Consider the following 25188-nt stretch of genomic DNA (forward strand, 5'->3'; position numbering starts at 1 on the left):
AAATTAAACGGTGCGCAAAGATATTATAAATTGTTATTCAATACATTTTAAACCATTATTTTAGCAAAATTTTATGACTGTTTTTTGTCATGTGAGAATTATTGAGGGCTTTTCTCCCCTACCAAATCTGTAAAGAAAAGATAATCTGTGTTTTGCCCAGCTGTAAGCTTTATACCTTGTTTATCAACAGAATATTTATCATAAATCACCTCTTTCAAAGGTTCATTTTCATAATTGGTAACGCCAAACTTGTCTCCTTTCTTCACAACAATTTCATTTTCAGAAACAAAAGTAAAAATATCATCATATTGAAAAGGAATAATTTCTTTCCCTTTTTCATCTAAAATACCAAAAAGACCGTTAGAATTTTGAGCAACAATTGCCGGATAGATGGTTTCCGTATAATAAAAAACACCGTTTTCTTTTAAAGAGACAATATTTTTCAGCTCTTCATATTTCTTATCTTTTACAGAATAGGTATAAAAAACGCCTTCTCTCCTTAAAATTAAAGTATTGGGTAAAATTCTTTCGATCTGAAAACCAGGCTCTAGAAAATCTTTTAAGTCTTTATCCAAAAACCTCTGCTCGCCACCTTTCGTTAAATACACAAAATTTTCTCCCGAAATTTTTATGCCTTCAATACTGTCATATTCTTTAGGAATTACAATTTCTCCATTAATATTTATCACAGCAACTTTCGGGCTTTTTAAAGTCTTCTGCGTTGTAAACATATTGTTGAACAAAGACTTTACATAGCTGAATTCCGTGGGATAAAGCTGTTTGGTTTCTTTCGAGAAAATGCTTAATTTATCTTTTTTAATCAGATAAATATATTTGGTACCTAAGAAACTTTCATCATAAATTTCTTCGGTGATGGGGTTTTCTTCGGCATCAATAATTCCGTATTTATTGCCTTTACTTTTAGTGATTAAAAAAGGATAAGAACCGATATTATCTACTTCACTATGCGAAATCGTATTTAAAACCTGTCCGTTATTATCTACAATTTCACCCTGCTTCGGCCCTGTACTGATATAGACTCTGTTTTTATAGAAGTATAAATTTTTCTCAAATTTTTTATCAGAAACCTTTTTGCCATCGGCATCATAAATATACCAACCGTCTTCATTTTTCACAAAAAAACGATTTTGTCCGGCAAATTTTATTTTTTCAGAGTAAGGAATAACCTGTTTTCCATTATAATCAAAGACACTCTCCTTTCCTTCTTTAGAAGCAATAATTCTTTCATTAATACTCCAGGAAACATCCAGTTTTTGATTATCTAAAGGAATTAATTCTTTTCCTTTTCCATCAATCAACGCAATTTTATCCTTTCTTTCTCCGTTTTTTATTTTTAAAATAAATCTATTTTTAAATAAATGTGAAATTTCATTTTTTTCAGGCGAATCAAAGGTAATCACTCCTAAAGAGTCTACGATGCTAGTTTTCTCTGCCACAACATCAATAATAAGCCCGTAACCTTTGGAATAAGAACGTACTTCCTTACCCAGTTTTTTAGACAGCAGAATTTGTTTGTATTGATCTGTCTGTCCTAAACAAACCGACGAAATCAATACGAAAATTAACTTTTTCAATTAAATAGAATTATTTACAATGAGAACAATCTCGCCTTTTAAAGTTTTACTTTTTGAAAATTCAATTAACTCGTTGATTGTTCCGCGTTTAGTTTCTTCGAATTTTTTCGAAATTTCACGACTTAGGCTTACCTTTGTTTCTTCACCAAAGAATTCTTTGATCTGCTCCAACGTCGTATTGATCTTATGTGGACTTTCGTATAATACGATGGTCTTTTTCTCTTCTGCAAGCTGCTTCAGCTTCGTTTGTCTGCCTTTTTTCTGAGGTAAAAATCCTGCAAATAAAAATTCGTTATTCGGTAATCCTGAAACCACCAAAGCCGGAACAAAAGCTGTTGCTCCCGGCAGGCAAATCATTTCAATATTGTTAGCAGAACCCGCTTTTGAAAGCAAATAACCCGGATCTGAAATTCCGGGAGTTCCTGCATCGGTAATGATGGCGATATTCTGACCGTTTTTAAGGTCTGTGATCACCTTTTCCGTTGCCTGATGCTCATTGTGCAAATGATAAGATTTTAAAGGCTTAGAGATCTCGAAATGCTTCAAAAGAATTCCGGAAGTTCTCGTGTCTTCGCATAAAATATAGTCCACCTCTTTCAGTACATTCACGGCCCTGAAAGTCATATCTTCCAAGTTCCCGACCGGTGTGGGAACAAAATAAAGAATTCCGCTCAAAATTTAGTTTATAAAAATTTATTTTCTACCAATATCCAAAGTCTCTGCGCATATTCATCCACTTTATTCCACTTTCTTTCGTAGTAAAGATCGCTCAGATATTCTTTTGCTTCTTCAAGATTTTTAAACCTGTTCAAAACAGAAACAACATCGTTCAGATCAGACTGGCTGCCTCCGAACAACATTTTCGAAAACGCAATTCTGTCGTTAAGATCCAACTTAAATTCAGGTTTCGGTTTTGCCGCTTCCATAAATTGAGTCGGAATATTGGTCTTCAAAATACTTCCCGTTTCCTCTTTTATCACAGGTTCCTGCTTCTTCTCAACAGGAATTTCTCTTTCCAAAGGATCATCATCAAAAAGAGTCTGAACACCTTTCAATCCTTTGATATTGGCTAATTTTATTTTTCTCTCCTGATGATATTCGTCTGTATTTTCAAAACTTTCATCAGAAGGATGTTTTTCTTTTAATTCAGGCTCAGGTTTATCGATTTCTACGATTTTTCGTCTGTCGATAACCTCAGAAATATGAGTTTCCTCCTGTTTTTCTTCTAATTGAGCTTCATTTTTAATTTCACTCAAAATATTTTCAACATTTGATGTGTCAGATGCCATTTCGCCCTGACTCATATTGATGTTTGAAACTATAAATTGATCTTCTGTTTCTTCAATTAAAATTTCCTCTTCGTCATCCAAAATTTCCGCATCAAAAATGCTCGGAATTGTTTCTGTAATTACTGAAGTTTCATTGGAAATCTTTTCTTCCGATTTTATTTCTGGTTCAAAGCTAAGTTGAACCTGTTCTTCTTCATCAATTTCATTCAGTTGATTATTAAAAATTGCTTCCTCTTCCGTTGTTTTTTGATTAAACATTTCCTCATGAATGTTTTCATCATTATCAGGTTCAGAATCAGCAAGAATTCTTTCTTCATCAACGAAATTTAAAGTTGTTTCAACATTTTCAGAAGATTGATTTTCTTCAATTTCATTCAACTGATCATTAAAACTTTTTTCAGAGTTAGTATTTTGATTATCAACATCATTCTGAACAGTTTCAGTTGCTTGAAGCTCATTATTTTCTTCAACCAAACTTACAAAATTCTCATGAAATTCATTCTCAACAATTTCATTCAGCTGATTGTTAAAAATCGCTTCTTCCTCCTCATTTTCATCAATTTCGTTCAATTCATTATTGAAAATTGCTTCTTCTTCGGTTACTTCATTATTTTTTGACTCATGAGAATCAAAATCATGAGCACCGAAAGAAACATTTTCCTGGTTTTCAAAAACCTGAGAAACGTTTTCCGGAATAAAATATTCGATATTTTTCTCCAGCAATCTCAAAAAAGAAATCCTGTTAGCAAGCTCATCTACAAGATCTTGCTTGGAAAGTAATTCGTCGACATTGCTTATTTTGTCCAGATTATCAATGATATTCTTGGATTCAAAAAAAATTTTTTCCTTTAAATCTTGGATATTCTGCATATAAGAATCTTGTTAAAATTGCTTACTTTTGATGATAGAAATATACGGCTAATTTAACAAATGTTTTTAGAAAATACAATTAATCATTCCAAACAAAGCGGTTGGATGGAAGTTATTTGTGGCTCAATGTTTTCCGGAAAAACGGAAGAGCTTATCAGAAGGCTCAGAAGAGCAGAAATGGCGGGACAAAATGTAGAGATTTTTAAACCCAAACTGGATATTCGATATTCGGAAGATGATGTGGTGTCTCATAATCAAAATAAGATCCGAAGTACGGCAGTAGAAAACCCGAATGAGATTCTTTTGCTGGCTTCCAACTGCGATGTGGTGGCGATTGACGAAGCTCAGTTTTTCGATGAAAGTATTGTAGATGTAGCCAATCAACTAGCAAATAGCGGAATTCGCGTGGTAATCGCTGGCTTAGATATGGATTTTCTGGGAAGACCTTTCGGACCGATGCCCAATCTGATGGCTACTGCAGAATATGTAACGAAAGTACATGCAATCTGCAGAAGAACCGGAAATCTTGCCAATTATTCGATGAGAACTTCGCAAAGCCAGGATCTTGTAGAGCTCGGAGAAACAGAATCTTACGATGCTGTAAGCCGAAGAGTTTTTGTAGATGAAGTTTTGAATAAAAAAGAACTTTAGTATCAGATTTATTTTTAAATTTGTTTAGAATTTAATAGTAAAAACTATCAAAAAATGATATTAGAAATCAAAAATTACATAAAGATCAGCAATTCTATTGATGAGATTTTGAAAAATTCGCCCTTCAAAATGAAATATATCATTGAGAAAAGCGGGATTTCTGAACCTACATTTTTTAGAAAGATGAAAGAGAAAAAATTTCTTCCTGAGGAGTTGTTGAAGATTGCGGAGATTATTGAGCCGGAAAAATCTCTTTTAAATTCACTTGAAGAAGCTGAAAACGATTTTGAGAATGATATTTATTATTCTCATGATGATGTTATGAAAATTTCTGAAGAACGTTTCTTAAAGAAATATGGAAATAAGGTGGTCTAAATTTGCACTCCAGGATTTGGAGCAAATAGAGGATTATATCGGGAATAGATTTACCTTTAGAGAATATCAAAACTTTATGAATATACTCAATCATAAAATAGGATTGATTCTCGACAAAAAAGTGGTATTTCAAAAGCTGGAAAAATTTCCTGATTATCACAAGCTTTTGATTACCGAACAAACAACTCTAATCTACCGATTAGAATCAAAATATCTGAAAATATTCCGTTTATATAATAATTATCAAGACGAAGACAAAAAATTTATAATAGACGATTTATAAATGAATTATACAGTAGAAGACATTGCCAGAATCACCAATGCGAATATTATTGGCGACAAAGAATTAGTTATCAAAAACATCGCTTTTGACAGCCGGATTATTTATTCTACGAAAAATGCGGCTTTTATTGCCATCAATACTCATAAAAATTCGGGTGAAAAATTTATTGAAGCGGCGATTGACCGAGGTATAAATGTCATTATTTCTGAGCATCATTTTCCTCAGTTTGAAAATGTAACCTGGATTATTGTTGAAAATTCTGTAGAGTTTCTTCAAAAATTAGCTAAATATCATTTTGAAAATTCTCATTTAAAATCGATCGGGATTACAGGAAGTAACGGAAAAACGATTTTAAAAGAATGGCTGTACCAATGTCTTTGGAATGAATTTCCGACCGTGAAAAGTCCGAAAAGTTTCAATTCTCAGATTGGTCTTCCCCTTTCATTGCTTCAAATTAATGATTCTCATCAACTGGGAATTTTTGAAGTTGGAATTTCCGAACCTCATGAAATGGAAAAACTCTTAACTATTTTCCATCCTCAAATTGGTTTATTAACTCACATCGGAACTGCCCATCTTGCCAACTTTAAATCGGAAGAAGAATTGATTGATGAGAAAATCAAACTGTTCAAAAATTCCGAAGTTGTTATTTATAATGGTGACAATTCTGTGGTTGATGAAAAAATAAAAAAACTATACTCTGACAAGAAATTAATTTCTTACGGATTCAAAAATCACAATAATGTTTTCTTTAAAAATAATATTTCAAAAAATGAAGATGTTATTGTACAATATTTTGATGAAGAAATCACTTTTCCGGTTCATCAGAGAGACGAAGCGACATTAACCAATGCTCTGGCGCTTGTAACCGTCTTAAAGGAATTGGGAGTCGAAAATAAAAAGATCGTCGAAAAAATCAACGCTCTGAAGGCCGTTGAAATGAGGCTTGAAGCGATTGAAGGAATTAAGAGCAATATTGTCATCAATGATTCTTTTAATCTTGACCTCGATTCTTTGAAAACTGCCCTACAATTTTTGAACGAATATAATAAGCCAACGAAATCTTTGGTCTTGACAGATATTGTCGGCGTGAATTCAAATTCAAAAGAATTGTATGAAGAAGTTTCTGATTTGGTAAACGAACAAAAATTTAATTCCGTTTTCTTAATCGGGGATGAAATATCAAAGTTTAGTGAATTATTTAGAGCTAAAACATTTACTTTTATTGATACTAAAGAATTAATTGAAAGTAAACATCTTACCGAACTAGAAAATCAGATCATTCTTTTAAAAGGCGCGAGAAAATTCGAGATTGAAAGATTAAAAGATCTACTTGAGCTTAGAAAGCACGATACCGTTTTAGAAATTAATTTAAATGCCATTCTTCATAACATTAATTATCATAAATCTTTGCTGAAACCAACCACAAAAATGATGGCAATGGTAAAAGCAAACTCTTATGGTTTAGGAAGTTATGAAATTTCAGAATTTCTGCAGCATCATCATATTGATTATTTGGGTGTTGCTTTTGTGGATGAAGGCGTCGAGCTTCGAAAAAAAGGAATTACAGTTCCTATCGTTGTGATGAATCCCGAACAGCATAGTTATGAAACCGTTATTCAATATAATTTAGAACCTGAAATCTACAGTTTCCGCGTATTAGAATTATTTTATGAAGCCGTTCAAAAATCGGGTTATGATAAAAAATATCCAATCCATATCAAATTGGAAACGGGAATGCACAGACTTGGTTTCAAAGGTTTTGAATTAGATCAATTGAGCGAAACTTTAAATACCATGAATGTAAAAGTTCAAAGTATTTTCAGTCATCTTTCGTCTTCAGATATACCGGAAGAAAAAGAATTTACTTTAAATCAACTGGAAACTTTTGAAAAAAATTCAAGTTATTTGATTGAAAAATTAGGCTACGCTCCTATCCGACATATTTTGAATTCATCGGGAATTACAAGCTACACCAATCATCAGTATGATATGGTGAGAATCGGTATCGGAATGTTAGGTGAATCACCAAATAGTGAAATACAGAGACAATTACGATCTGTTGTAAGCTTTAAAACCGTAATTTCACAAATCTCTTTAGTAGAAAACGGAGAATCTGTTGGTTACAGTAGAAGATTTAAAGCAGATCATAATACAAAAATAGCCACTATTCCCGTTGGATATGCAGACGGAATTCCAAGATTGATTGGAAATCAGGTTGGAAATGTTGGCGTAAATAAAACCTTAGCTCCTATTGTTGGAAGCATTTGCATGGATATGATGATGATTAACGTCGATCATATTCCGAATGTAAAAGAAGGCGATACCGTAACTGTTTTTAATGCAAAACCAAGTTTAAAAGAATTCGCAGAGTACTGCAAAACGATAACCTATGAAGTATTAACCTCCATTTCCCCTCGCGTGAAACGGATCTATATAAAAGATTAACACCTATGAGAAAACTCCTGACCCTATTATTTGTATTTCAATTGCTTTTGATCCACGCTCAGGTAAAGAAGGATTTAGTGATTCCAAAAAATCCTAAAATAGGACTTTCACTGGCCGGTGGCGGTGCTAAAGGATTTTCTCATGTTGGAGTACTTAAAGTGTTGGATTCACTGGGAGTAAAAGTAGATTATATTGCCGGAACAAGTATGGGTGCGATTGTCGGCGGTCTCTATGCTTCTGGATATTCAGGAAAGGAGATTGAAAAAATTGTGATGGATACCGATTTCTATTCCTTAATTATGGATCCGAAATCAAAAAGACAGGAAACCACTTTTTTCAATAAATCTGTAGATAAATATCTTTTATCGATTCCGCTTCAGAACGGAAAAATAACACTACCCTCTTCCATCAGTTCGGGACAGAAAAATGTTTATCTTTTAAAAGAATTATTTAAGAATGTTTCGAATATAAATGATTTTTCAAAACTTCCAATTCCTTTCATGTGTGTAGCTACAAATCTTGAAAGCGGAAACATGGAAATTTTTGAAAAAGGAGATTTGGTACAATCCATCATGGCGAGTTCTGCATTTCCTTCTTTAATGGATCCCGTGAAAATTGGTGACAGCATTTATATCGATGGCGCGATGACGGTAAATTATCCTTCAAAACCATTAAAAGATAAAGGAATCGATATTGTAATTGGGGTTGATCTTAATCAGGATCTTTCGAAAAGAGAAGATTTGGGAAATATTATTTCCATTTTAAATCAGGTTATTGATTTCGGAATTAAAAAAGATACCCGCCGACAATATAAATATACGGATATTAATATCAAGCCAAATCTAAAAGGGATGACGGCCACCAGCTATGATGATAAGAAGAAAATTCTTGACAGTGGCTATGCAGAGGGTCTGAAATATATACACACATTGGATGAATTACCGAAGCGACCATTTGACCGCATTAGACAGCGAATAAATCCGATATATTCTAATGTTTATAAGATAGACAGCGTTTCTATAGAAGGAGGCAAAATTTACGGTAAAAACTACGTTCTCGGGAAAATGGGTCTTCGCCTTCCCTCTCTTCAAACTTACGGAAGTATCAATAAGAGAATAGATAAACTTGTCGCGACAAACAATTATCAATTTATTAATTACGATATAGTTTCTGAAAACGATGTCAATTATCTCAAATTATATGTCACGGAAGATGAAGCCAGGCATTTCCTGAAATTCGGTTTGCATTACGACGAAATTTTCAAAACCGGTTTACTTCTTAATTATTCAGCGAAAAGACTTTTATTTAAAAACACCAATCTTTCCCTCGATGTTGTTGTGGGAGATAAACCGAGATATTATTTAAATTATTTTATCGATAACGGTTACATTCCAGGATTTGGAATCTACTCTTCCGGGATGGGATTTGATCTGAGAAATGAAAATAATCAAACCTATGAATCGTGGAAATGGTTCAGAAATGAAGCCTACATTCAATCGATCTGGAAAGATAAATTTGCAATCGGAGGAGGAATTAGTCACGATTATTTTGAATCAAATATCAATGGCGAAAGCAAAAGATACAGTCGATTTTTAAATCCTTATGTTTTCCTGAAAAGCGATACTCAAAACGATAAAGATTTTCCAACAAAAGGAATCTATTTTTCGGCTGAAGGTAAAGTAGTCGATCTGCTAAGTTCTGAGGTGGAAAAAAGGCCTGTTCAGATCAAAGCAGATATCAGAATTAATATTCCCCTATCAAAACAATTTACTTATCGTTTAAACTTGTACGGCGGAGTTACTATTGGTGATGAACTCCCGAATTATTATAAATATAAATTAGGTGGAATCTTTGAACAGAATTTAGTTAATTTCCGAACTTTTGGAGGTTTCTATTTTGCTCAGCTTAATACAAACAATGTGGTTTTAGTTTCCAACGATGTTCAATTTAAATTCAACAAAAACTATTTTGTAAGCGGAAATTTCTCTTTTGCGAATCTTTCCGACGATATAACATTTGAAGATGCTGTAAAACTAAATTACAGTTCTCTTGGGATTACCGCAGGATACAAATCTCCTTTCGGACAGATCAAGGTAAACTTCAGTCACTCACTAAAAAATAATCAAAAAGGCATATTCAGTGTAATTTTAGGGCACTGGTTTTAATTAAAACAATGATACAATTCTTTTACGAAAACTTACCAGAGACGGTAAATACAGAATACAAAAAATGGCTGGAAGACATCATTCTTTCAGAAGGAAAAAAGCTGGGCGAGATCAATTATATTTTCTGCGACGACGAATATTTATTGAAGGTAAATCAGGATTATTTACAACACGATTACTATACTGACATTATTACATTTGACTATGTAAAAGGCAGAACAATAAGCGGAGAGATTTTTGTATCTTTGCAGCGGATTTCCGATAACGCTTCTACTCTATCCCGAGAATATGAAGAAGAACTAAGACGGGTTTTAGCCCACGGCGTTCTTCACCTCTCAGGATACAAAGATAAAACAGAGGAAGAAGAAAAGTTGATGCGAAGTAAAGAAGATCATTATTTAGCAAAATACGAATAAAGAAATTGGAGATTCAGAGACAGAGAAATTAGTTAATTTCAAAACCTCTAAATCTCTATTTTTTTAGGAGCTATTTCCCGCTCTCCGCACTCGCTGTTTTCTTTTCATTCAAAAAGAAAACGAGCTCAAACAAATGCTGCGATCGGGGCTAAATAAAGCACAATAAAAGAGATTTTAGACCATAAGATTTACAAATGTTTCACGTGAAACATTTGTAAATTAAATTAAAAAATTAAGGCTTAAAACAAGCAATAAAAAATGATTTCAGAAATATATGATGTAATCGTAGTAGGTGCCGGCCACGCGGGTTGTGAGGCAGCCGCTGCAGCTGCAAACTTAGGTTCGAGAACGCTGCTCGTTACGATGAATATGCAAACCATCGGACAGATGAGCTGCAACCCCGCGATGGGCGGAATCGCAAAAGGACAAATCGTAAGAGAGATTGACGCGATGGGTGGTTATTCAGGAATTGTGGCAGATAAATCTGCGATACAATTTAAGATGCTTAACCTTTCAAAAGGTCCTGCGATGTGGTCTCCAAGAACACAAAATGACAGAATGCTTTTCGCAGAAGAATGGCGTTTAGCATTAGAAAATACTCCAAATCTTGATTTCTTTCAGGACATGGTAAAGCAGCTTATTATCGAAAATGGTAAAGCTGTTGGTATTGTAACTTCATTAGGAATCGAGATCAGATCCAATTCAGTTGTTCTTACAAACGGAACATTTTTGAATGGTTTGATTCACGTTGGAGATAAACAATTAGGAGGCGGAAGAATGGGTGAACCCCGCGCTTTCGGAATTACAGAACAATTAGTTTCTTTAGGTTTTGAAGCAGGAAGAATGAAGACTGGTACCCCACCGAGAGTAGACGGAAGAAGTCTTGATTATTCTAAAATGGAAGAACAAAAAGGCGATGAAAATCCACAAAAGTTTAGCTATTTAGACACACCTAAATTAACCAAACAATTAAGCTGTCATATCGTTTATACGAACGAAACGGTACACGATATTTTACGTGAAGGGTTTGATAGAAGTCCAATGTTCAATGGTACAATTCAAAGTTTAGGACCAAGATATTGTCCATCAATTGAAGATAAAATTAACCGTTTTGCAGAAAGAAACAGACATCAGTTATTCGTAGAACCGGAAGGTTGGAAGACCGTAGAAATCTATGTAAACGGATTCAGTTCTTCTCTTCCGGAAGATGTTCAGATCAAAGCAATGAAACATATTCCAGGATTTGAGAATGTAAAAGTATTTCGCCCCGGCTATGCAATTGAATATGACTACTTCCCTCCTACCCAATTGAAGCATACCTTAGAGACAAAATTGATCGATAATTTATACTTTGCCGGACAGATTAACGGAACAACAGGGTACGAAGAAGCAGCAGGACAAGGTCTGATCGCAGGGATCAACGCACACAATAAAGTACACGAAAAAGACGAATTTATCTTAAACAGAGATGAAGCCTATATCGGAGTTTTAGTAGACGATTTAATTACGAAAGGTACAGAAGAACCTTACAGAATGTTTACTTCAAGAGCGGAATACAGACTTCTTTTGAGACAAGATAATGCAGATATCAGATTGACGAAGAGAGCTTTTGATCTAGGTTTAGCGAAAGAAGATCGATTAAAAAGAGTTGAAGAGAAAGTAACTAAAAGTCAAGAACTTGAAGCCTTTTTGCGAGAAACGTCTTTAAAGCCAGGAGTTATTAACCCAGTTTTGAAAACTATTGAAAGTAGCCCAGTAGATCAGGCTTACAGAGCAGCTCAGATCCTTACAAGACCTAATATGACGTTGGAAAAACTTGATGAGATAGATTTTATTAAGGAGGTTTCTTCTGCATATGACGACGAAATAAGAGAACAGGCTGAAGTAAATATTAAATACAAAGGCTATATTGAAAAAGAAAAAGAGAATGTAGCTAAGTTAAATCGTTTGGAAAATATTAAAATTCCTGAAGATTTTGATTATAAGACTATATCCAGTCTTTCTGCAGAAGCTAAACAAAAGATGTCTAATGTAAGACCAAAAACGATAGCGCAAGCCGGAAGAATCAGTGGGGTTTCTCCTGCAGATATTAATGTTTTATTGGTATATTTAGGAAGATAAATTTAAAATGTTTCACGTGAAACATTACTAAAAATAATAATTAAAATTAAGATATTTATGAGTTTGATTAGAATTCTGAATATCTTAATTTTTTATGTATAAATAAACAAATTCAATGAAAATAAAAGATCATTTTCTTTCACAGGAAATATTTGAAATTAAAGAAACAGATACAAAAGGAGTTTTCAAGACCTCCCCTATTCCATCGAATATTTCAAAATATTACGAAAGTGAAGATTATATTTCCCATCATCAGGATTCCGGAAGCTTAAAAGAAAAGCTTTATAAATTTTTGCAATCATTCAATTTACAGTACAAAAAAACAATACTTTTAGATAGAATTAAAAAAGATTCAAAAGTATTGGATTACGGTTGTGGTGCGGGAGAATTTGTAAAATATATAGAAAATGATTTCGAAACTTTTGGATTTGAACCTGATGCAGATGCCAGAAAAGCGGCACAAAATAAAATTTCAAAAGCTACTATTTTAGATAATATTAATCTTATTGAAGATCAAAGTTTAGATGCCATTACGCTTTGGCATGTTTTCGAGCACGTGGAAAATCAAGACGAAATGCTTGAGATCTTTAATAAAAAATTAAAAGAAAAAGGTTTACTTATTATTGCCGTTCCCAATCCTACTTCATACGATGCAAAACATTATAAAGAATATTGGGCGGCTTACGATGTGCCGAGACACATTTATCATTTTTCGAAAAATGGAATGGAAAATTTAATTTCTAAGAAGCCCAACTGGAAAATGAGAAAAATTAAACCATTGGTCTTGGATTCGTATTACATCTCTATGTTGAGCGAAAAATACAAGAAATCCCCTCTTTTTTGGCTAAAAGCAACGATCTACGGAACAATTTCTAACGTAAAAGCCCTTTTTTCTAACGAATTTTCAAGTTTGATATACATTATCGAAAAAAAGTAGAAAATCGATTTTTGACCTATTTTTGAAGGTCAATTTTCAGCATTTTTGGACTAAAAAGCAAAAACCTGGGAAAATTTTCTCAGGTTTTATTTTTTCCGGTTTCCCCTACTCCATAACTTTTCTCAGAATTTTTTTTTTGAAAAGGTAATTTTTTGAAAAATCACTTCAATCCTATCAAATTTTGTTAGTAAAAAGTTAGTAAACCTGAAAACCGAAAATATTTTTCAGGATTTGATCAAATTCTAAATTTTCCATCAAAAATTGAAATTTAAATTAAAACCGAAATAATTGGATAGTAATCGATTTGTATAATTTTAGAAAAAAGTAAAATTTGAAAATTTAGATTCTACGGAAGGATAAACTTTGGAAATAATCAATCCTAAAAATTAACAAAAGACAAAAATTCAAAAAAAGGAAAATTAAATTTTGAAAAATTTACTGAACATTTAAAATTAAATTCACATTTAATGATAAAGAAATTTGATTCATAAGATTTATCCAAAATTTTGAAAAATCTATTTTTTATAAATTTTTATAAAAATGAATTTACAAGGTTTTCAAAATTTAAAAGTTAATAGAAAATAAAAAAGTCCACTGAAAAATTCAGCGGACTTAAAATTTTATACTTTTAAAAATTTTTTAGTTGTTGATCGCAGCAACACCCGGAAGTTCCAAACCTTCCAAACTTTCAAGCATCGCTCCACCTCCGGTAGAAACATAACTCACTTTTTCTGCATAGCCGAACTGTTTTACAAAAGCAACACTATCCCCTCCTCCAACTAAAGAGAAAGCTCCTTGTCTTGTAGCTTCAGCAATACTCTCACCAAGGGCAACCGTTCCGGCTGAGAAATTAGACATTTCAAAAACACCAATCGGACCGTTCCAAAGAATCGTTCTTGAATTTAACAATACATCATTGAACTGATCTCTTGATTTAGGACCTGCATCCAATCCCATCCATCCTTCCGGGATGGCATAAATATCTTCTTCTCTTCTTTCAGAATCATTGCTGAATGTTTCAGTAATAATTGTATCAGAAGGAAGGTAAACTTTTACATTATGTTCTTTTGCTTTTCCTAGAATTTCCAGTGCTAAAGGTAGTTTATCTTCTTCCACCAAAGAAGTTCCGATCTTACCTCCTAAAGCTTTAATAAATGTGAAAGCCATTCCACCACCGATGATTAAATTATCAACAGCAGGAAGAATATTTTCTATAATGGTAATTTTAGTTGAAACTTTTGATCCTCCTAATATAGCTGTTACAGGGCGTTCACCACTTTTCAATACTTTATCGATAGCCTGAAGTTCTTTAGCGATTAGTAAACCGAAAAATTTAGTTGATGGGAAAAATTTAGCAATAACTGCTGTAGAAGCATGAGCTCTGTGCGCTGTACCAAAAGCATCGTTCACATAAGCATCTGCTAATTGAGAAAGTTTCTCAGCAAAAGCTTCATCACCTTTTTCTTCTTCATTATGAAAACGAAGATTCTCTAATAAAAGAATTTCACCCGCTTTAAGCTCTGCAGCAGCCTGTTCAGCCTTCTCTCCTACACATTCATCCACAAACTTCACTTCCTGTCCTAAAACCGCAGAAACTTCCGCCACAATATGCTTCAGTGAGAATTCATCCTTCACCTCACCTTTTGGTCTTCCTAGGTGAGCCATTAAGATCACAGAACCACCGTCCTGAAGAATCTTGTCAACCGTAGGCTTCACGGCAACGATTCTCGTGTTATCTGTAACTTTCAGCTGATCATCCTGCGGAACATTGAAATCCACTCTTACAAGAGCCTTCTTATCATTAAAATTGAAATCATTGATTGTTTTCATAAATATCGTAGAATTTTCGTTTCACAAATGTAAGATTTTAAAATTCCCGAAAAGCCGCAACCCTTTAAAAGTTTTCAAAAAGTTTCCCCCACACTCCACATTCATTAATCAACATAATTTCTTTCTCTTTAAAAAAAGAAAAATGATACTGTTGTTAAGTATTGTTAGTTTCGTGGATAAGTTTTAGGCCTTATTTTGATAACAAAAGATTGTGACTCATTTCACAACTTATATACATTCTAAATGTCTGTAAAATAGAGCTGTTATACCACTTATTAACAAATGTTGATAATTTTATGAAATTCCCTTTATTAATAAATATTATATGGAAAAACTAACAATTACTCTGAGAAAACTTTTTTAAAATTGTGAGCAAAAAATTTGGACTCAAATTCCATTACAAATTTTTCTAATGTTACGAAACATTTATTTTCAAACATTTTTCCACATTTACTAACATTGCATTTCACAATTAATTCGCAAAAATTTAAGACTTATCCACATTATACTTACATTTGTGTTGAAATAAATCTATAAAGGCTTAATACAAGAATTATGAAAAGAAAAATTGCCGTTGCCGCTGACCATGCTGGTTACGAGTATAAGGAGATTGTTAAGAACTATCTTTCGGAAAGGTTTGAAGTTCAGGATTTTGGAACGTTTTCCACAGACAGTGTGGATTATCCGGACTTTGTACACCCTGCTGCAACATCTGTTGAGAATGGTGAGAACGAATTGGGAATTTTATTTTGCGGAAGTGGAAACGGTGTTCAGATCACGGCGAACAAACATCAGAAGATTCGTTGTGCCCTTTGCTGGATGCCGGAGATTGCAGCATTGGCAAGACAGCATAATGATGCGAATATGATTTCTATTCCCGCAAGATTCATATCCAAAGAATTAGCGATGGAAATTGCAGATAAATTTCTTTCTACAGATTTCGAAGGAGGCAGACATCAAAACAGAGTGGATAAAATTCCATTTTGCTAAAATATATAAAGGCTTGTAAATCAATTTGCAAGCCTTATTTATTTTTTAATTTGTATCTTTGCACTGTCCGATAGAAATTACCATTCTATTATTTCCATTTAAACCTGTATAAATAGTAAAACATATTTAATAAAAGGTTTTTCTCCATTCTTCTCCATATTTGTATTAAATTTATACAAAACTAAAACTTCCGTTGTAGAATAATTGGAAGAAAAATTGATAGTGTTTAAATGAAATTAATGTTGTAATACAAACAGCTTTTGTATTTGTTCATATTAATTTTTGTATTTGGACTATAACTAATAATAATTTAAAATGCCAAAAAAAAGAAAATATATAAGTCAGAAAAATGACCATAAACTGAGAGAAATAGGGCGACTTATTTTACGATTTATGAATGAAAATTCCACAAAGGTCTATAACTATAAACAGATCTCGGATGGGATAGATTATAAAAATCCAAGACAGAGAGAACTTGTGATCCAGGCTTTGCATAAGCTCAAGGCCGATGAAAGAATTAAAGAAGCCGAAAAAGGAAAATACGTTATTAATCTTAATATTAAAGGAACATTAAGCGGAATTATAGATTTTAATCAATCCGGAAATGCCTACGTTAATGTCGAAGGTTTGGAAGATGATATTTTTATTCACTCCAAAAATGTGAAAGATGCATTGCAAGGCGATAAAGTTTTAATTGTAACGTATACTTATAAAGGAAAGAAGCTGGAAGGTTCAGTTTTGGAAGTGTTGGAAAGAACAAGAACAGAATTTGTGGGAACTCTTCAGGTTGTTACCCATAAGGATTTCGGATTTGTTGTTTGCGATAAAAAGACGATCAACACTGATATTTTTATTCCAAAAGGTAAATTTGGAGGTGCTGAAGACGGCGATAAAGTAATCGTAAAAATGACAGAATGGAAACCTGGAGATAAAAATCCGGAAGGTGAAATTATTCAGGTTTTGGGTGCTCCCGGAGAACACGAAACGGAAATTCACTCTATTCTTGCTGAATACGGTCTCCCTTACGAATTCCCTGAAGAAGTGGAAAGAGACGCCGATAAAATTGATAGAAGTATCAACGATGAAGAAGTGGCAAAACGTTGGGATATGCGTGGAATAACAACCTTCACGATTGACCCGAAAGATGCTAAAGATTTTGATGATGCTCTATCGATCAGACAATTGGAAAATGGAAACTGGGAAATAGGAGTTCACATTGCAGACGTGTCTCATTATGTGGTTCCGGGAACGATTTTGGATGATGAAGCCTATCAGAGAGCGACGTCGGTTTATTTGGTAGACCGCGTTGTACCTATGCTTCCGGAAGTTTTGAGTAATGATGTTTGTTCGCTTCGTCCACACGAAGATAAGTTCACTTTTTCAGCTGTTTTTGAATTGAATGATAACGCAGAAATTCAGAAACAATGGTTTGGAAGAACGGTGATTCATTCCGATAGAAGGTTTACTTACGAAGAAGCTCAGGAAATAATTGAAGGACAGGATGGCGATTTCAAAGAAGAAATTTTAGTTTTAGATAAACTGGCGAAAATTATGCGTCAGAAAAGAATCAAAGACGGTGCGATTACTTTTGACAGAAGCGAAGTTCGATTCAATTTAGATGAAAACAATCAGCCGATCGGAGTTTACTTTAAAATCAGTAAAGATTCTAACCATTTAATTGAAGAATTCATGTTGCTGGCGAATAAAAAAGTGTCTGAATTTGTTTCATTAAATAAAAAAGGAGGAATCAGCGATAATACCTTTATTTATAGAGTTCACGACGATCCGGATCCAGCGAAATTAGAATCTTTGAGAGATTTTGTTTCAACTTTCGGTTATAAAATGGATCTTGCCAATACCAAAAAAGTAGCGGAATCTCTAAACCGATTATTGCACGATGTGAAAGGTAAAGGTGAAGAAAATATGATTGAAACCTTAGCGATGCGAAGCATGAGTAAAGCAGTTTATTCTACAGAACCAATCGGTCACTACGGTCTAGGTTTTGATTATTATAGCCACTTCACCTCTCCTATCCGTCGTTATCCGGATTTAATTGCGCACAGATTGTTGCAGCATTATCTGGATGGTGGAAAATCTCCGAGCAGACCTGAATTGGAAGAAAAAGCAAAACATTGCAGTTCAATGGAAAGATTGGCAGCAGATGCAGAAAGAGATTCCATTAAGTATATGCAGGTGAAATTCATGGAAAAACACTTGGGAGAAACTTTCAATGGTGTAATTTCCGGAGTTGCAGAATTTGGTTTTTGGGTTGAAATTCCTGAAAATGGTGCAGAAGGTTTGATTAAATTGAGAGATTTGGTTGATGATTCTTATACGTATGATGCCAAAACTCACGCAGTATACGGGTCTAGACACGGAAAAAGATATCAGTTGGGAGATCAGGTTCAGATAAAAGTGGTAAAAGCAAACTTGATTCAAAAACAGTTGGATTTCAAGATAGTTGATTAATTAAAACATAAAGTTTACTTTTGTATTAAATGAAGTGAAATTTAGTTTTCATTTTAAAAAAATACTGAATGTTTGAACTTATATTATCTGCTGTTATATTAGGATTCATGTTGAGTCTGGTTTTTATAGGACCTATTTTTTTCCTTTTAATAGAAACCAGCTTTTCCAGAGGTCCAAAACATGCATTGGCATTGGATATTGGCGTGATTTCGGCAGATTTACTGTGTATTTTGGCAGCTTATTATGCCAGCGCAGATATTGTAACTTTAATTGATAAACATCCTGGTTTTTACAGAATTACATCCATCCTTATTTTTGTGTATGGGATTGTAATGATGGTAACGAAAACCAAAATGCATATAGCGGGAGAAGAAAAGATCATTAATCAGAATTATTTTAAAACTTTTATTAATGGTTTTTTCTTCAATCTTTTAAATGTAGGAGTTATCCTATTTTGGCTGGTAACGGTGATTTCCGTGCGAAATCAATATCCGGATACCGGCAATTTTATTTTATACATCGGAGTTGTGATTGGTACTTATCTATTGATTGATCTAATGAAGATCTTTCTTGCAAAACAATTCCATGATAAATTAACCCAAAAATTGGCCAACAAAATCAGAAGAATCGTTGGCGGAATTCTTATCGTATTCAGTTTCTTTATTTTCCTTCAAAGCTTTAAAAAATTCAATCAATTCGATAAAAGGCTTGAAGAAGCAGAGAAAACTGAAGTTAAATATCAAAAGACCAAATGACAAAAATAATCTTTCCAAAATCCCTTAAAAAAGGGGATAAAATAGCTGTAATTTCCCCTGCAGGAGCAGTAGAAGCTTCTCAGCTCGAAAAGGGAATAAGTATGATTAAAAGTAAAGGATATGAGCCTGTTTTAGGTGAGCATCTTTACACTAAATTCTCTAACGGATACAATTATGCCGGAACAGAGAAGGAAAGATTAAAAGACCTCAATTGGGCTTTAAATGATAATGAAATTTCTGCGGTTTGGGCTTCAAGGGGCGGTTATGGATGTCAGCATCTTATTCAGGAATTAAGCCTGAAAAACTTTGCTAAAAACCCGAAATGGTATATCGGGTATTCTGATAATACAGTGATTCAAAGTTATTTATTGAAAAAAGGTTTTGCTTCTATTCACGGGCAAACCATTAAAACTTCAAGTTTTGGCGTAACGGCGGAAAGCTATGAATTGATTTTTGATATTCTAAAAGGCAAGACGCCAAAGTATGCAATTGCTTCCCATCAATTAAATAAAAAAGGAAGTATTAAAGGAGAATTGGTTGGTGGAAATCTGGCGTTAATTTATGCTCTTTTAGGAACAAAATACTCTTTCGATTTCAAAGACAAAATTCTTTTCATTGAAGATATTGGTGAAAATTTTTATGCGCTTGACCGAATGATTATGAGTCTTGAACTTGCAGGAGTTTTCACAAAAATTTCAGGATTAATCATTGGCGGAATGACCAACATGGGTGACGAAAAAGACAATAAACAATACGAAGAAAGCTTTGATGAATTTGCTTATAAATTAATTTCAGATAGAATTTCTAAGTATCAGTTTCCTGTTGTTTTTGGTTTCCCAAATGGGCATATTAAAGACAATCGTCCTTTGATTATCGGAAGTAAAATTAAAATGAAAGTTGAAAACAAGGTTAAGATTGAGTTTTAGCCATGAAAGATTTGCTAAATGTAGTTTATTTGTTTTTAGCAGGAATTGTTGTTATTTATTTAATATTTTTTCATAACAGCCCTAAACTTCTTTATAAAGAAAAATGTCCTTGTGATAAAAATTTAACCTTATTGCAATATTCAAAGTCTTTTAGAAGAGATCATACAAAATATTACATTTTTAAAATTATAGATGAAAAAGATAAAGTAATTAGTGAAAGTAAAGCATTTCATCCTCAAATGACTAGATATACTAACCCGGTGATTAGAAAAAAATATAAATCTATTTTTTATTGGGATTGTAAAAATAGGCAAATAGACGTAGGTGGTGATATTCTTTCATTTAGTAAAAATTAAAAATGGCACAACACAACGATTTCGGAAAAAAAGCAGAAGATCTGGCGGTTGATTATTTAAAGAAAAACGGCTACAAAATTTTGGTGAGAAACTTTCGTTTTCAAAAAGCTGAAATTGATATTATTGCTGAAAAGGATAATTTCATCATCGTTGCAGAAGTGAAAGCTCGCTCGACAGATGTATTTATTTTGCCTCAGGAAGCGGTTACAAAGACGAAAATCAGATTAATTGTTTCTGCAGCGAATCACTATCTTGAAGAATTTAATAGAAATGAAGAAGTAAGATTTGATATTATTTCTGTTCTTCCGGATGAAAAAGGAAATTTAGTTATTGAACATATTCCCGATGCCTTCGAAGCATTTGATGTTAATTAATAAAAAGCACAATACCGAAATAAAATATTTTAAAAATTATTGAAACGATTGATATCAACTGTTTGTTTAGTTTTATTGATTGACTAAATATTTAGTTTTTAAATTGTCTTCATTAATATAAATTTTACAGTTAATACGTACAAAATTATGAAAACAGTATTGATAACCGGTGCTACTTCCGGAATTGGAAAATCTACAGCAGAACTTTTAGCTAAACAGGAAAACAGATTGATCATCTGCGGAAGAAGAACTGAAGTCTTAGATTCTGTAAAAACTGAACTTTCTCAATTTACCGAAGTATTTAGTTTAAAATTTGACGTTAGAAATTTAGTTGAAGTAGAAACTGCGATCAATTCTTTGCCGGAAGAGTGGAAAAATATTGATGTTTTAATCAATAACGCTGGAAATGCTCATGGTCTTGATCCGCTATCAGCAGGTAAAACGGACGACTGGGATTCTATGATCGATGGAAATGTGAAAGGACTTTTGTATGTTTCCAAAATGATTATTCCGGGAATGAAAGAAAGAAATTCTGGTCATATTGTAAACATCAGTTCTGTTGCTGCAAGGCAAACGTATGCTAATGGAGTTGTGTATTGCGCTACCAAAAAAGCAGTTGATGTAATTTCTGAAGGAATGAGAATAGAATTAACAGAATTTGGAATTAAAGTGACTAATATTCAACCAGGCGCAGTGGAAACAGATTTTTCTATGGTAAGATTCAAAGGTGACAGCGAAAAAGCTTCTACTGTATATGCCGGATATGAGCCTTTAAAAGCTGAAGACATTGCAGATTCCATCGCTTATTGCGTTAATGCTCCGAAACATGTTTGCATTTCAGATATGACGATCTATCCGTCGGCTCAGGCAGAACCGAGAACAATTTATAGAAAATAGTCTCGAAATAATGGTTTAAATTTGCAGAAATATTAGCATTTTATCCACGATAAATTTGCTAAACTGTTGAATTATTACATTTAAAAAAATGAAAATCTTATATCTTGAAACTTCTTCAAAAAACTGCTCGGTGGCTATTTCCGACAACGAAAAACTATTGTGTTTAACCGAAGAAGTTTCTGAAAACTATAAACAATCCGAAAGCCTGCACACATTTGTAGAATGGGCGTTGGAAGGTGCCGGAATTTCAATGAAAGATATTGAAGCCGTTTCTTTAGGAAAAGGTCCGGGATCTTACACGGGTTTGAGAATTGGCGCTTCGTCTGCTAAAGGCTTCTGCTATGGATTAAAAATCCCATTGGTTGCAGTAAATTCTTTAGAAAGCATGATAGAACCTTTTTTAAGCCAAAACTATGACTTTGTAATACCTTTGATCGATGCGAGGAGAATGGAGGTTTATACGGCAGTTTATGACGGTATGACAGGCAAAGAAATTTCTGAGACGGAAGCCAAAGTTTTAGATGAGACTTCTTTTGAAGAATTTAAAGACAAAAAAGTGATATTTCTAGGAGACGGTTCAAAGAAAGCACAGGAAATTTTGCAACTTCCAAATGCCGAGTATAATGCAGCCATCTACCCTTCTGCACAATATTTAATCAATAAATCCCTTGAAAAGATCAACAATAAAGATTTTGAAGACATTGCGTACTTCGAGCCTTTTTATCTGAAAGATTTTCATGGAGTTAAGAAAAAGAAAAGCGAAGATTAATTTCTTCGCTTTTTTTATTGTAATTCAATTTACTGTGCTTTTTTAGCCGGCTTCTTTGGTAGCGTTGTTGGCGGTGCTGAATTCAAATCATCAATCAATAGATTGTTATTGTTAGGAACCACTTGTTGTGGCTGCTTGTTATTTTGATTCTGCTGCAAATTATTCATCATCGTAGTGCCCTGAGGATTTTTATTAAGACCTTGGTTTGAACCCGGCTGATTCGGAACGAAATTTCCGCCATCTTCTCCCGGTTTTTGGGCTAAATTATTTCCTTTATTATCCGTAGCCTGGAAAGATAAATCGCTCTTAAGATAATTCAGCATTTCTTTAGCTTTCAGACCTTCAGGTGTTTTAGCATAATTTAAAACAATTTGTTCTAGCTGGAGAATCATGACCTCTTTCCCACTCGATTTTCCTGCGTTGAAAGCATTTAGCAATGATAATTTTGGAACCAAAGCATCTTTAGGATTTTTTTGAATAGCTTGATCTAAAACATCTTTACTTTCGGTAAATTTCTCAGATTCATATAAAGCATAAGCCCTTTTGTATTCATTTTCAACGGCTTCAGAAGATTTTACAAACGTATTACTCTTCGGATTTCGTGCAAATTCTGCAAAAGATGAATATGGATAATCTTTCAACAAAATACTTTTTGCTCTTTCGGCAGCCATAGGATTTTTCTCATGATTCATGGCAAAAATCTCATACAATGCCTGCAACATTACTTTTTCTTCTGGCTGAACATCTACCAGATCGTACAATGTTTTCGTGGCTAAAGAAGTATTGGTAAAATAATTCTGATACATGATTCCCAAGCCTAATGAAGCAGTATCTCTATCCTTTTTCAGTTGAGATAATTTACCTGCATCAGTTGGAATTTGTTCAATATAAAAAGCTGGCTCAAAACGTCTCGGATTAGGCGCTGTAGTTTGTCCTAAAGCCTCGTTTTTCATATCATCAAGCGATGCGCCCATTTTCTTAGAATAACGCCAGTTATCTACCAATGCTCTGTCTCCCCAAACTTGCTTAAATGAAGAAGCTCCCTTCGCTACCGTTCCTGTATTGCTGAAATAGAAGCCTTTAGAAGCAACCCCGAAATCTTCAAAAGAATTGGAGCTGTTGGCAAATAAAGAAGTTGAACTATAATCGCCTGTATCAAAGCCTTTTGCTCTTTCAGCACGTCTTCTTTCAAGCTCTTCTTTTTCTTCTTTAATTTTTAATTTGGCAATATATTTACTGAAAAAATCTGTTTTTTGTTCCGGAGACATTTTTACCAGATTCAGAATACTGTCATTTTTTTTGATTAAATAATAGTTTCTGGATATTTTTTTTATATTTGTAGCCTGATCTTGCAATAAAATTTTTGACGGCTCGTAGGTCATCACAGCTAAAGCGGAATCATAATAGCTTCCCGCGCCGATATAATCGTTTTTAGAAAGGTAGCCCTGCCCTATTTCATAATATGCCAAACCACGGATTTGCGGGTCTGAAACCTTCTCCAGCAAAGATTTTCTGAATAGTTGCTGAGCTTCATCTTTTTTACCAGCTTTATCGGCCATTAGCCCTAAAGCATATAAAAATTCGTTCTTTCGGGAACCGTAAGTTCCTTTCTTACTGATGCCTTCAAGATACTTTTTACCGCCTTCATAGTCTCCTTTTCCGTTGAAAGTTTTGGCAACTTCAATTTGAGATTTCACTTCAAATTCGAAATCGTTGGCATATTTATAAGCCGCCATAAAACTTTCTCTTGCCTTATCACTTTGTCCGGAATTTTGTAAAACCTGCCCTCTTAGATAGGCAATTCTGCTTTTTAATTTTCGGTCGGAGTTCAGTTCAAAAGCACGATCTAATTCTTTGACGGCTTCGTCTTTTTTATTCGCATCTAAAAGAGATTCAGCATAATAAATACTTAATAATTTCTGATAGCTTTTATTAATTTTATCATTCTGAAGCTTTGCAAAAGTCTCGTGAGCCTTGTGATAATCTTTAATCTGAGCATACGCTAAACCCTGATAAATTCTTGCTAAAGGAATTCTTTTGTCTTCCTTCATGTGAGTGAAAACATAGTTCAAAGCATCAAGTGCTTCCAAAGATTTTCCTCTGTAAATTCTTGATTGAGCAAGAATCATGTAAGCTTCGAAAATCTGCTTATTTTTCTCTTCTCCGTTTCGGATTACAGAATATTTGTTGATTGCCTTTAACGCCTTTGCTTCAGCAATTTCAAGCGTGGTAGCACCTTTTGTAGCAGGCTCTTCGTTGGGTTCTTGGGGTCTTCCTAAAGCATTTTTAGCAGCGCCTAACGCTCTTTGAGGAACTCCTTCATTGGAAGAACCTCTATTGATTTCCGCCATTTTCATAGAGTTTTCGGCGAAAGCTGAAGATTGCCCCAAATCACTTCCCAACGGCTGATCTTCGTAGGTTAAAATAGGAATATAAGGTGCATAAAAATTATCTTTATGTGCCTTATCTCTAGTTTCAAACTCATTATTCAACGCATCTTTTGCATTAAACAAGGTGTTGTAATATGTGGTAAAACCCTTCATGAACTTGGATCGCTGTTCCGGCCTTTTTACTTTCGTTCCGCACGAAATAACGATACACGCCACTAAAAGGAATAAAATATTCTTTTTCATTATTCAATATAACTCGCTAATCTGCTTTTTATTATCAGA

21 protein-coding genes are annotated in these 25188 nt (G+C 33.7%); 16 read left to right on the forward strand and 5 right to left on the reverse strand.

Annotated features, from left to right (window positions below; translation table 11 throughout):
* Positions 1–98 precede the first annotated feature (98 nt).
* Genes OXQ85_RS08650 through OXQ85_RS08660 form a run of 3 tightly spaced genes read right to left on the reverse strand, consistent with a single transcriptional unit; the run spans position 99 to position 3754 of the window.
* On the reverse strand, positions 99–1595 hold the full coding sequence (locus tag OXQ85_RS08650) for a WG repeat-containing protein (RefSeq protein WP_267403627.1): 1497 nt from the start codon (positions 1593–1595) through the stop codon (positions 99–101).
* The gene (rsmI, locus tag OXQ85_RS08655) at positions 1596–2270 is read right to left on the reverse strand and encodes a 16S rRNA (cytidine(1402)-2'-O)-methyltransferase (protein WP_267403629.1); all 675 of its coding nucleotides are present in this window, start codon (positions 2268–2270) and stop codon (positions 1596–1598) included.
* A gap of 8 nt (positions 2271–2278) precedes the next feature.
* The gene (locus OXQ85_RS08660; RefSeq protein ID WP_267403631.1) at positions 2279–3754 is read right to left on the reverse strand and encodes a hypothetical protein; all 1476 of its coding nucleotides are present in this window, start codon (positions 3752–3754) and stop codon (positions 2279–2281) included.
* Between the two features lie 60 nt (positions 3755–3814).
* Here OXQ85_RS08660 and OXQ85_RS08665 point away from each other — a divergent pair, with 60 nt between their 5' ends.
* From OXQ85_RS08665 to OXQ85_RS08700, 8 genes are all read left to right on the forward strand, one after another.
* Complete coding sequence (locus OXQ85_RS08665) at positions 3815–4405, forward strand: thymidine kinase (RefSeq protein WP_267403633.1); 591 nt, start codon at positions 3815–3817, stop codon at positions 4403–4405.
* Positions 4406–4459: 54 nt separating this feature from the next.
* Positions 4460–4780 (forward strand): hypothetical protein, encoded by a 321-nt coding sequence (locus tag OXQ85_RS08670; RefSeq protein WP_267403635.1) that lies wholly within the window; start codon positions 4460–4462, stop codon positions 4778–4780.
* On the forward strand, positions 4761–5063 hold the full coding sequence (locus OXQ85_RS08675) for a hypothetical protein (RefSeq protein WP_267403637.1): 303 nt from the start codon (positions 4761–4763) through the stop codon (positions 5061–5063). Before OXQ85_RS08670 ends, OXQ85_RS08675 begins: the two co-directional genes overlap by 20 nt.
* Complete coding sequence (locus OXQ85_RS08680) at positions 5064–7511, forward strand: bifunctional UDP-N-acetylmuramoyl-tripeptide:D-alanyl-D-alanine ligase/alanine racemase (protein WP_267403639.1); 2448 nt, start codon at positions 5064–5066, stop codon at positions 7509–7511.
* A 5-nt stretch (positions 7512–7516) separates the two neighbouring features.
* On the forward strand, positions 7517–9676 hold the full coding sequence (locus OXQ85_RS08685; RefSeq protein ID WP_267403641.1) for a patatin-like phospholipase family protein: 2160 nt from the start codon (positions 7517–7519) through the stop codon (positions 9674–9676).
* Positions 9677–9684: 8 nt separating this feature from the next.
* Complete coding sequence (ybeY, locus tag OXQ85_RS08690) at positions 9685–10092, forward strand: rRNA maturation RNase YbeY (RefSeq protein WP_267403643.1); 408 nt, start codon at positions 9685–9687, stop codon at positions 10090–10092.
* A 258-nt stretch (positions 10093–10350) separates the two neighbouring features.
* Positions 10351–12213, forward strand: coding sequence for a tRNA uridine-5-carboxymethylaminomethyl(34) synthesis enzyme MnmG (mnmG, locus tag OXQ85_RS08695; protein WP_267403645.1), 1863 nt, complete (start codon positions 10351–10353; stop codon positions 12211–12213).
* Between the two features lie 115 nt (positions 12214–12328).
* The gene (locus tag OXQ85_RS08700; RefSeq protein ID WP_267403647.1) at positions 12329–13150 is read left to right on the forward strand and encodes a class I SAM-dependent methyltransferase; all 822 of its coding nucleotides are present in this window, start codon (positions 12329–12331) and stop codon (positions 13148–13150) included.
* A 639-nt stretch (positions 13151–13789) separates the two neighbouring features.
* Here the strand turns inward: OXQ85_RS08700 and OXQ85_RS08705 are convergent.
* The gene (locus OXQ85_RS08705; protein WP_267403649.1) at positions 13790–14980 is read right to left on the reverse strand and encodes a phosphoglycerate kinase; all 1191 of its coding nucleotides are present in this window, start codon (positions 14978–14980) and stop codon (positions 13790–13792) included.
* Positions 14981–15535: 555 nt separating this feature from the next.
* On the opposite strand from OXQ85_RS08705, the gene rpiB reads away from it, so the two are divergent.
* The 8 genes from rpiB to tsaB all read left to right on the forward strand — a co-directional run bounded on the left by rpiB (position 15536) and on the right by tsaB (position 22516).
* Positions 15536–15970 carry a ribose 5-phosphate isomerase B gene (rpiB, locus tag OXQ85_RS08710; RefSeq protein WP_267403651.1) on the forward strand — a complete coding sequence of 145 codons (435 nt, stop codon included), beginning with the start codon at positions 15536–15538 and terminating at the stop codon, positions 15968–15970.
* A 315-nt stretch (positions 15971–16285) separates the two neighbouring features.
* Entirely contained in the window at positions 16286–18439 is a 2154-nt protein-coding gene (gene rnr / locus OXQ85_RS08715; RefSeq protein WP_267403652.1) for a ribonuclease R, read from the forward strand.
* Between the two features lie 68 nt (positions 18440–18507).
* Complete coding sequence (locus OXQ85_RS08720; RefSeq protein WP_267403653.1) at positions 18508–19194, forward strand: LysE family transporter; 687 nt, start codon at positions 18508–18510, stop codon at positions 19192–19194.
* Complete coding sequence (locus tag OXQ85_RS08725; protein ID WP_267403654.1) at positions 19191–20120, forward strand: LD-carboxypeptidase; 930 nt, start codon at positions 19191–19193, stop codon at positions 20118–20120. The genes OXQ85_RS08720 and OXQ85_RS08725 overlap by 4 nt, the downstream gene beginning before the upstream one ends.
* Before the next feature lie 2 nt (positions 20121–20122).
* Complete coding sequence (locus OXQ85_RS08730; protein WP_267403655.1) at positions 20123–20476, forward strand: hypothetical protein; 354 nt, start codon at positions 20123–20125, stop codon at positions 20474–20476.
* Between the two features lie 2 nt (positions 20477–20478).
* On the forward strand, positions 20479–20850 hold the full coding sequence (locus OXQ85_RS08735; RefSeq protein WP_267403656.1) for a YraN family protein: 372 nt from the start codon (positions 20479–20481) through the stop codon (positions 20848–20850).
* Positions 20851–20997: 147 nt separating this feature from the next.
* Positions 20998–21747, forward strand: a complete 750-nt coding sequence (locus tag OXQ85_RS08740; RefSeq protein ID WP_267403658.1) for an SDR family NAD(P)-dependent oxidoreductase — start codon at positions 20998–21000, stop codon at positions 21745–21747.
* A gap of 88 nt (positions 21748–21835) precedes the next feature.
* Complete coding sequence (gene tsaB / locus OXQ85_RS08745; protein WP_267403659.1) at positions 21836–22516, forward strand: tRNA (adenosine(37)-N6)-threonylcarbamoyltransferase complex dimerization subunit type 1 TsaB; 681 nt, start codon at positions 21836–21838, stop codon at positions 22514–22516.
* 29 nt (positions 22517–22545) lie between these two features.
* Here tsaB and OXQ85_RS08750 read toward each other — a convergent pair whose 3' ends face one another.
* Positions 22546–25149: a tetratricopeptide repeat protein gene (locus OXQ85_RS08750; RefSeq protein WP_267403660.1), complete on the reverse strand. Its 2604-nt coding sequence runs from the start codon at positions 25147–25149 to the stop codon at positions 22546–22548.
* Between the last annotated feature and the right edge of the window lie 39 nt (positions 25150–25188).

This window comes from Chryseobacterium sp. GM_Chr_2, assembly GCF_026540445.1.
In the GTDB taxonomy this organism is placed as follows: Bacteria; Bacteroidota; Bacteroidia; order Flavobacteriales; family Weeksellaceae; genus Chryseobacterium.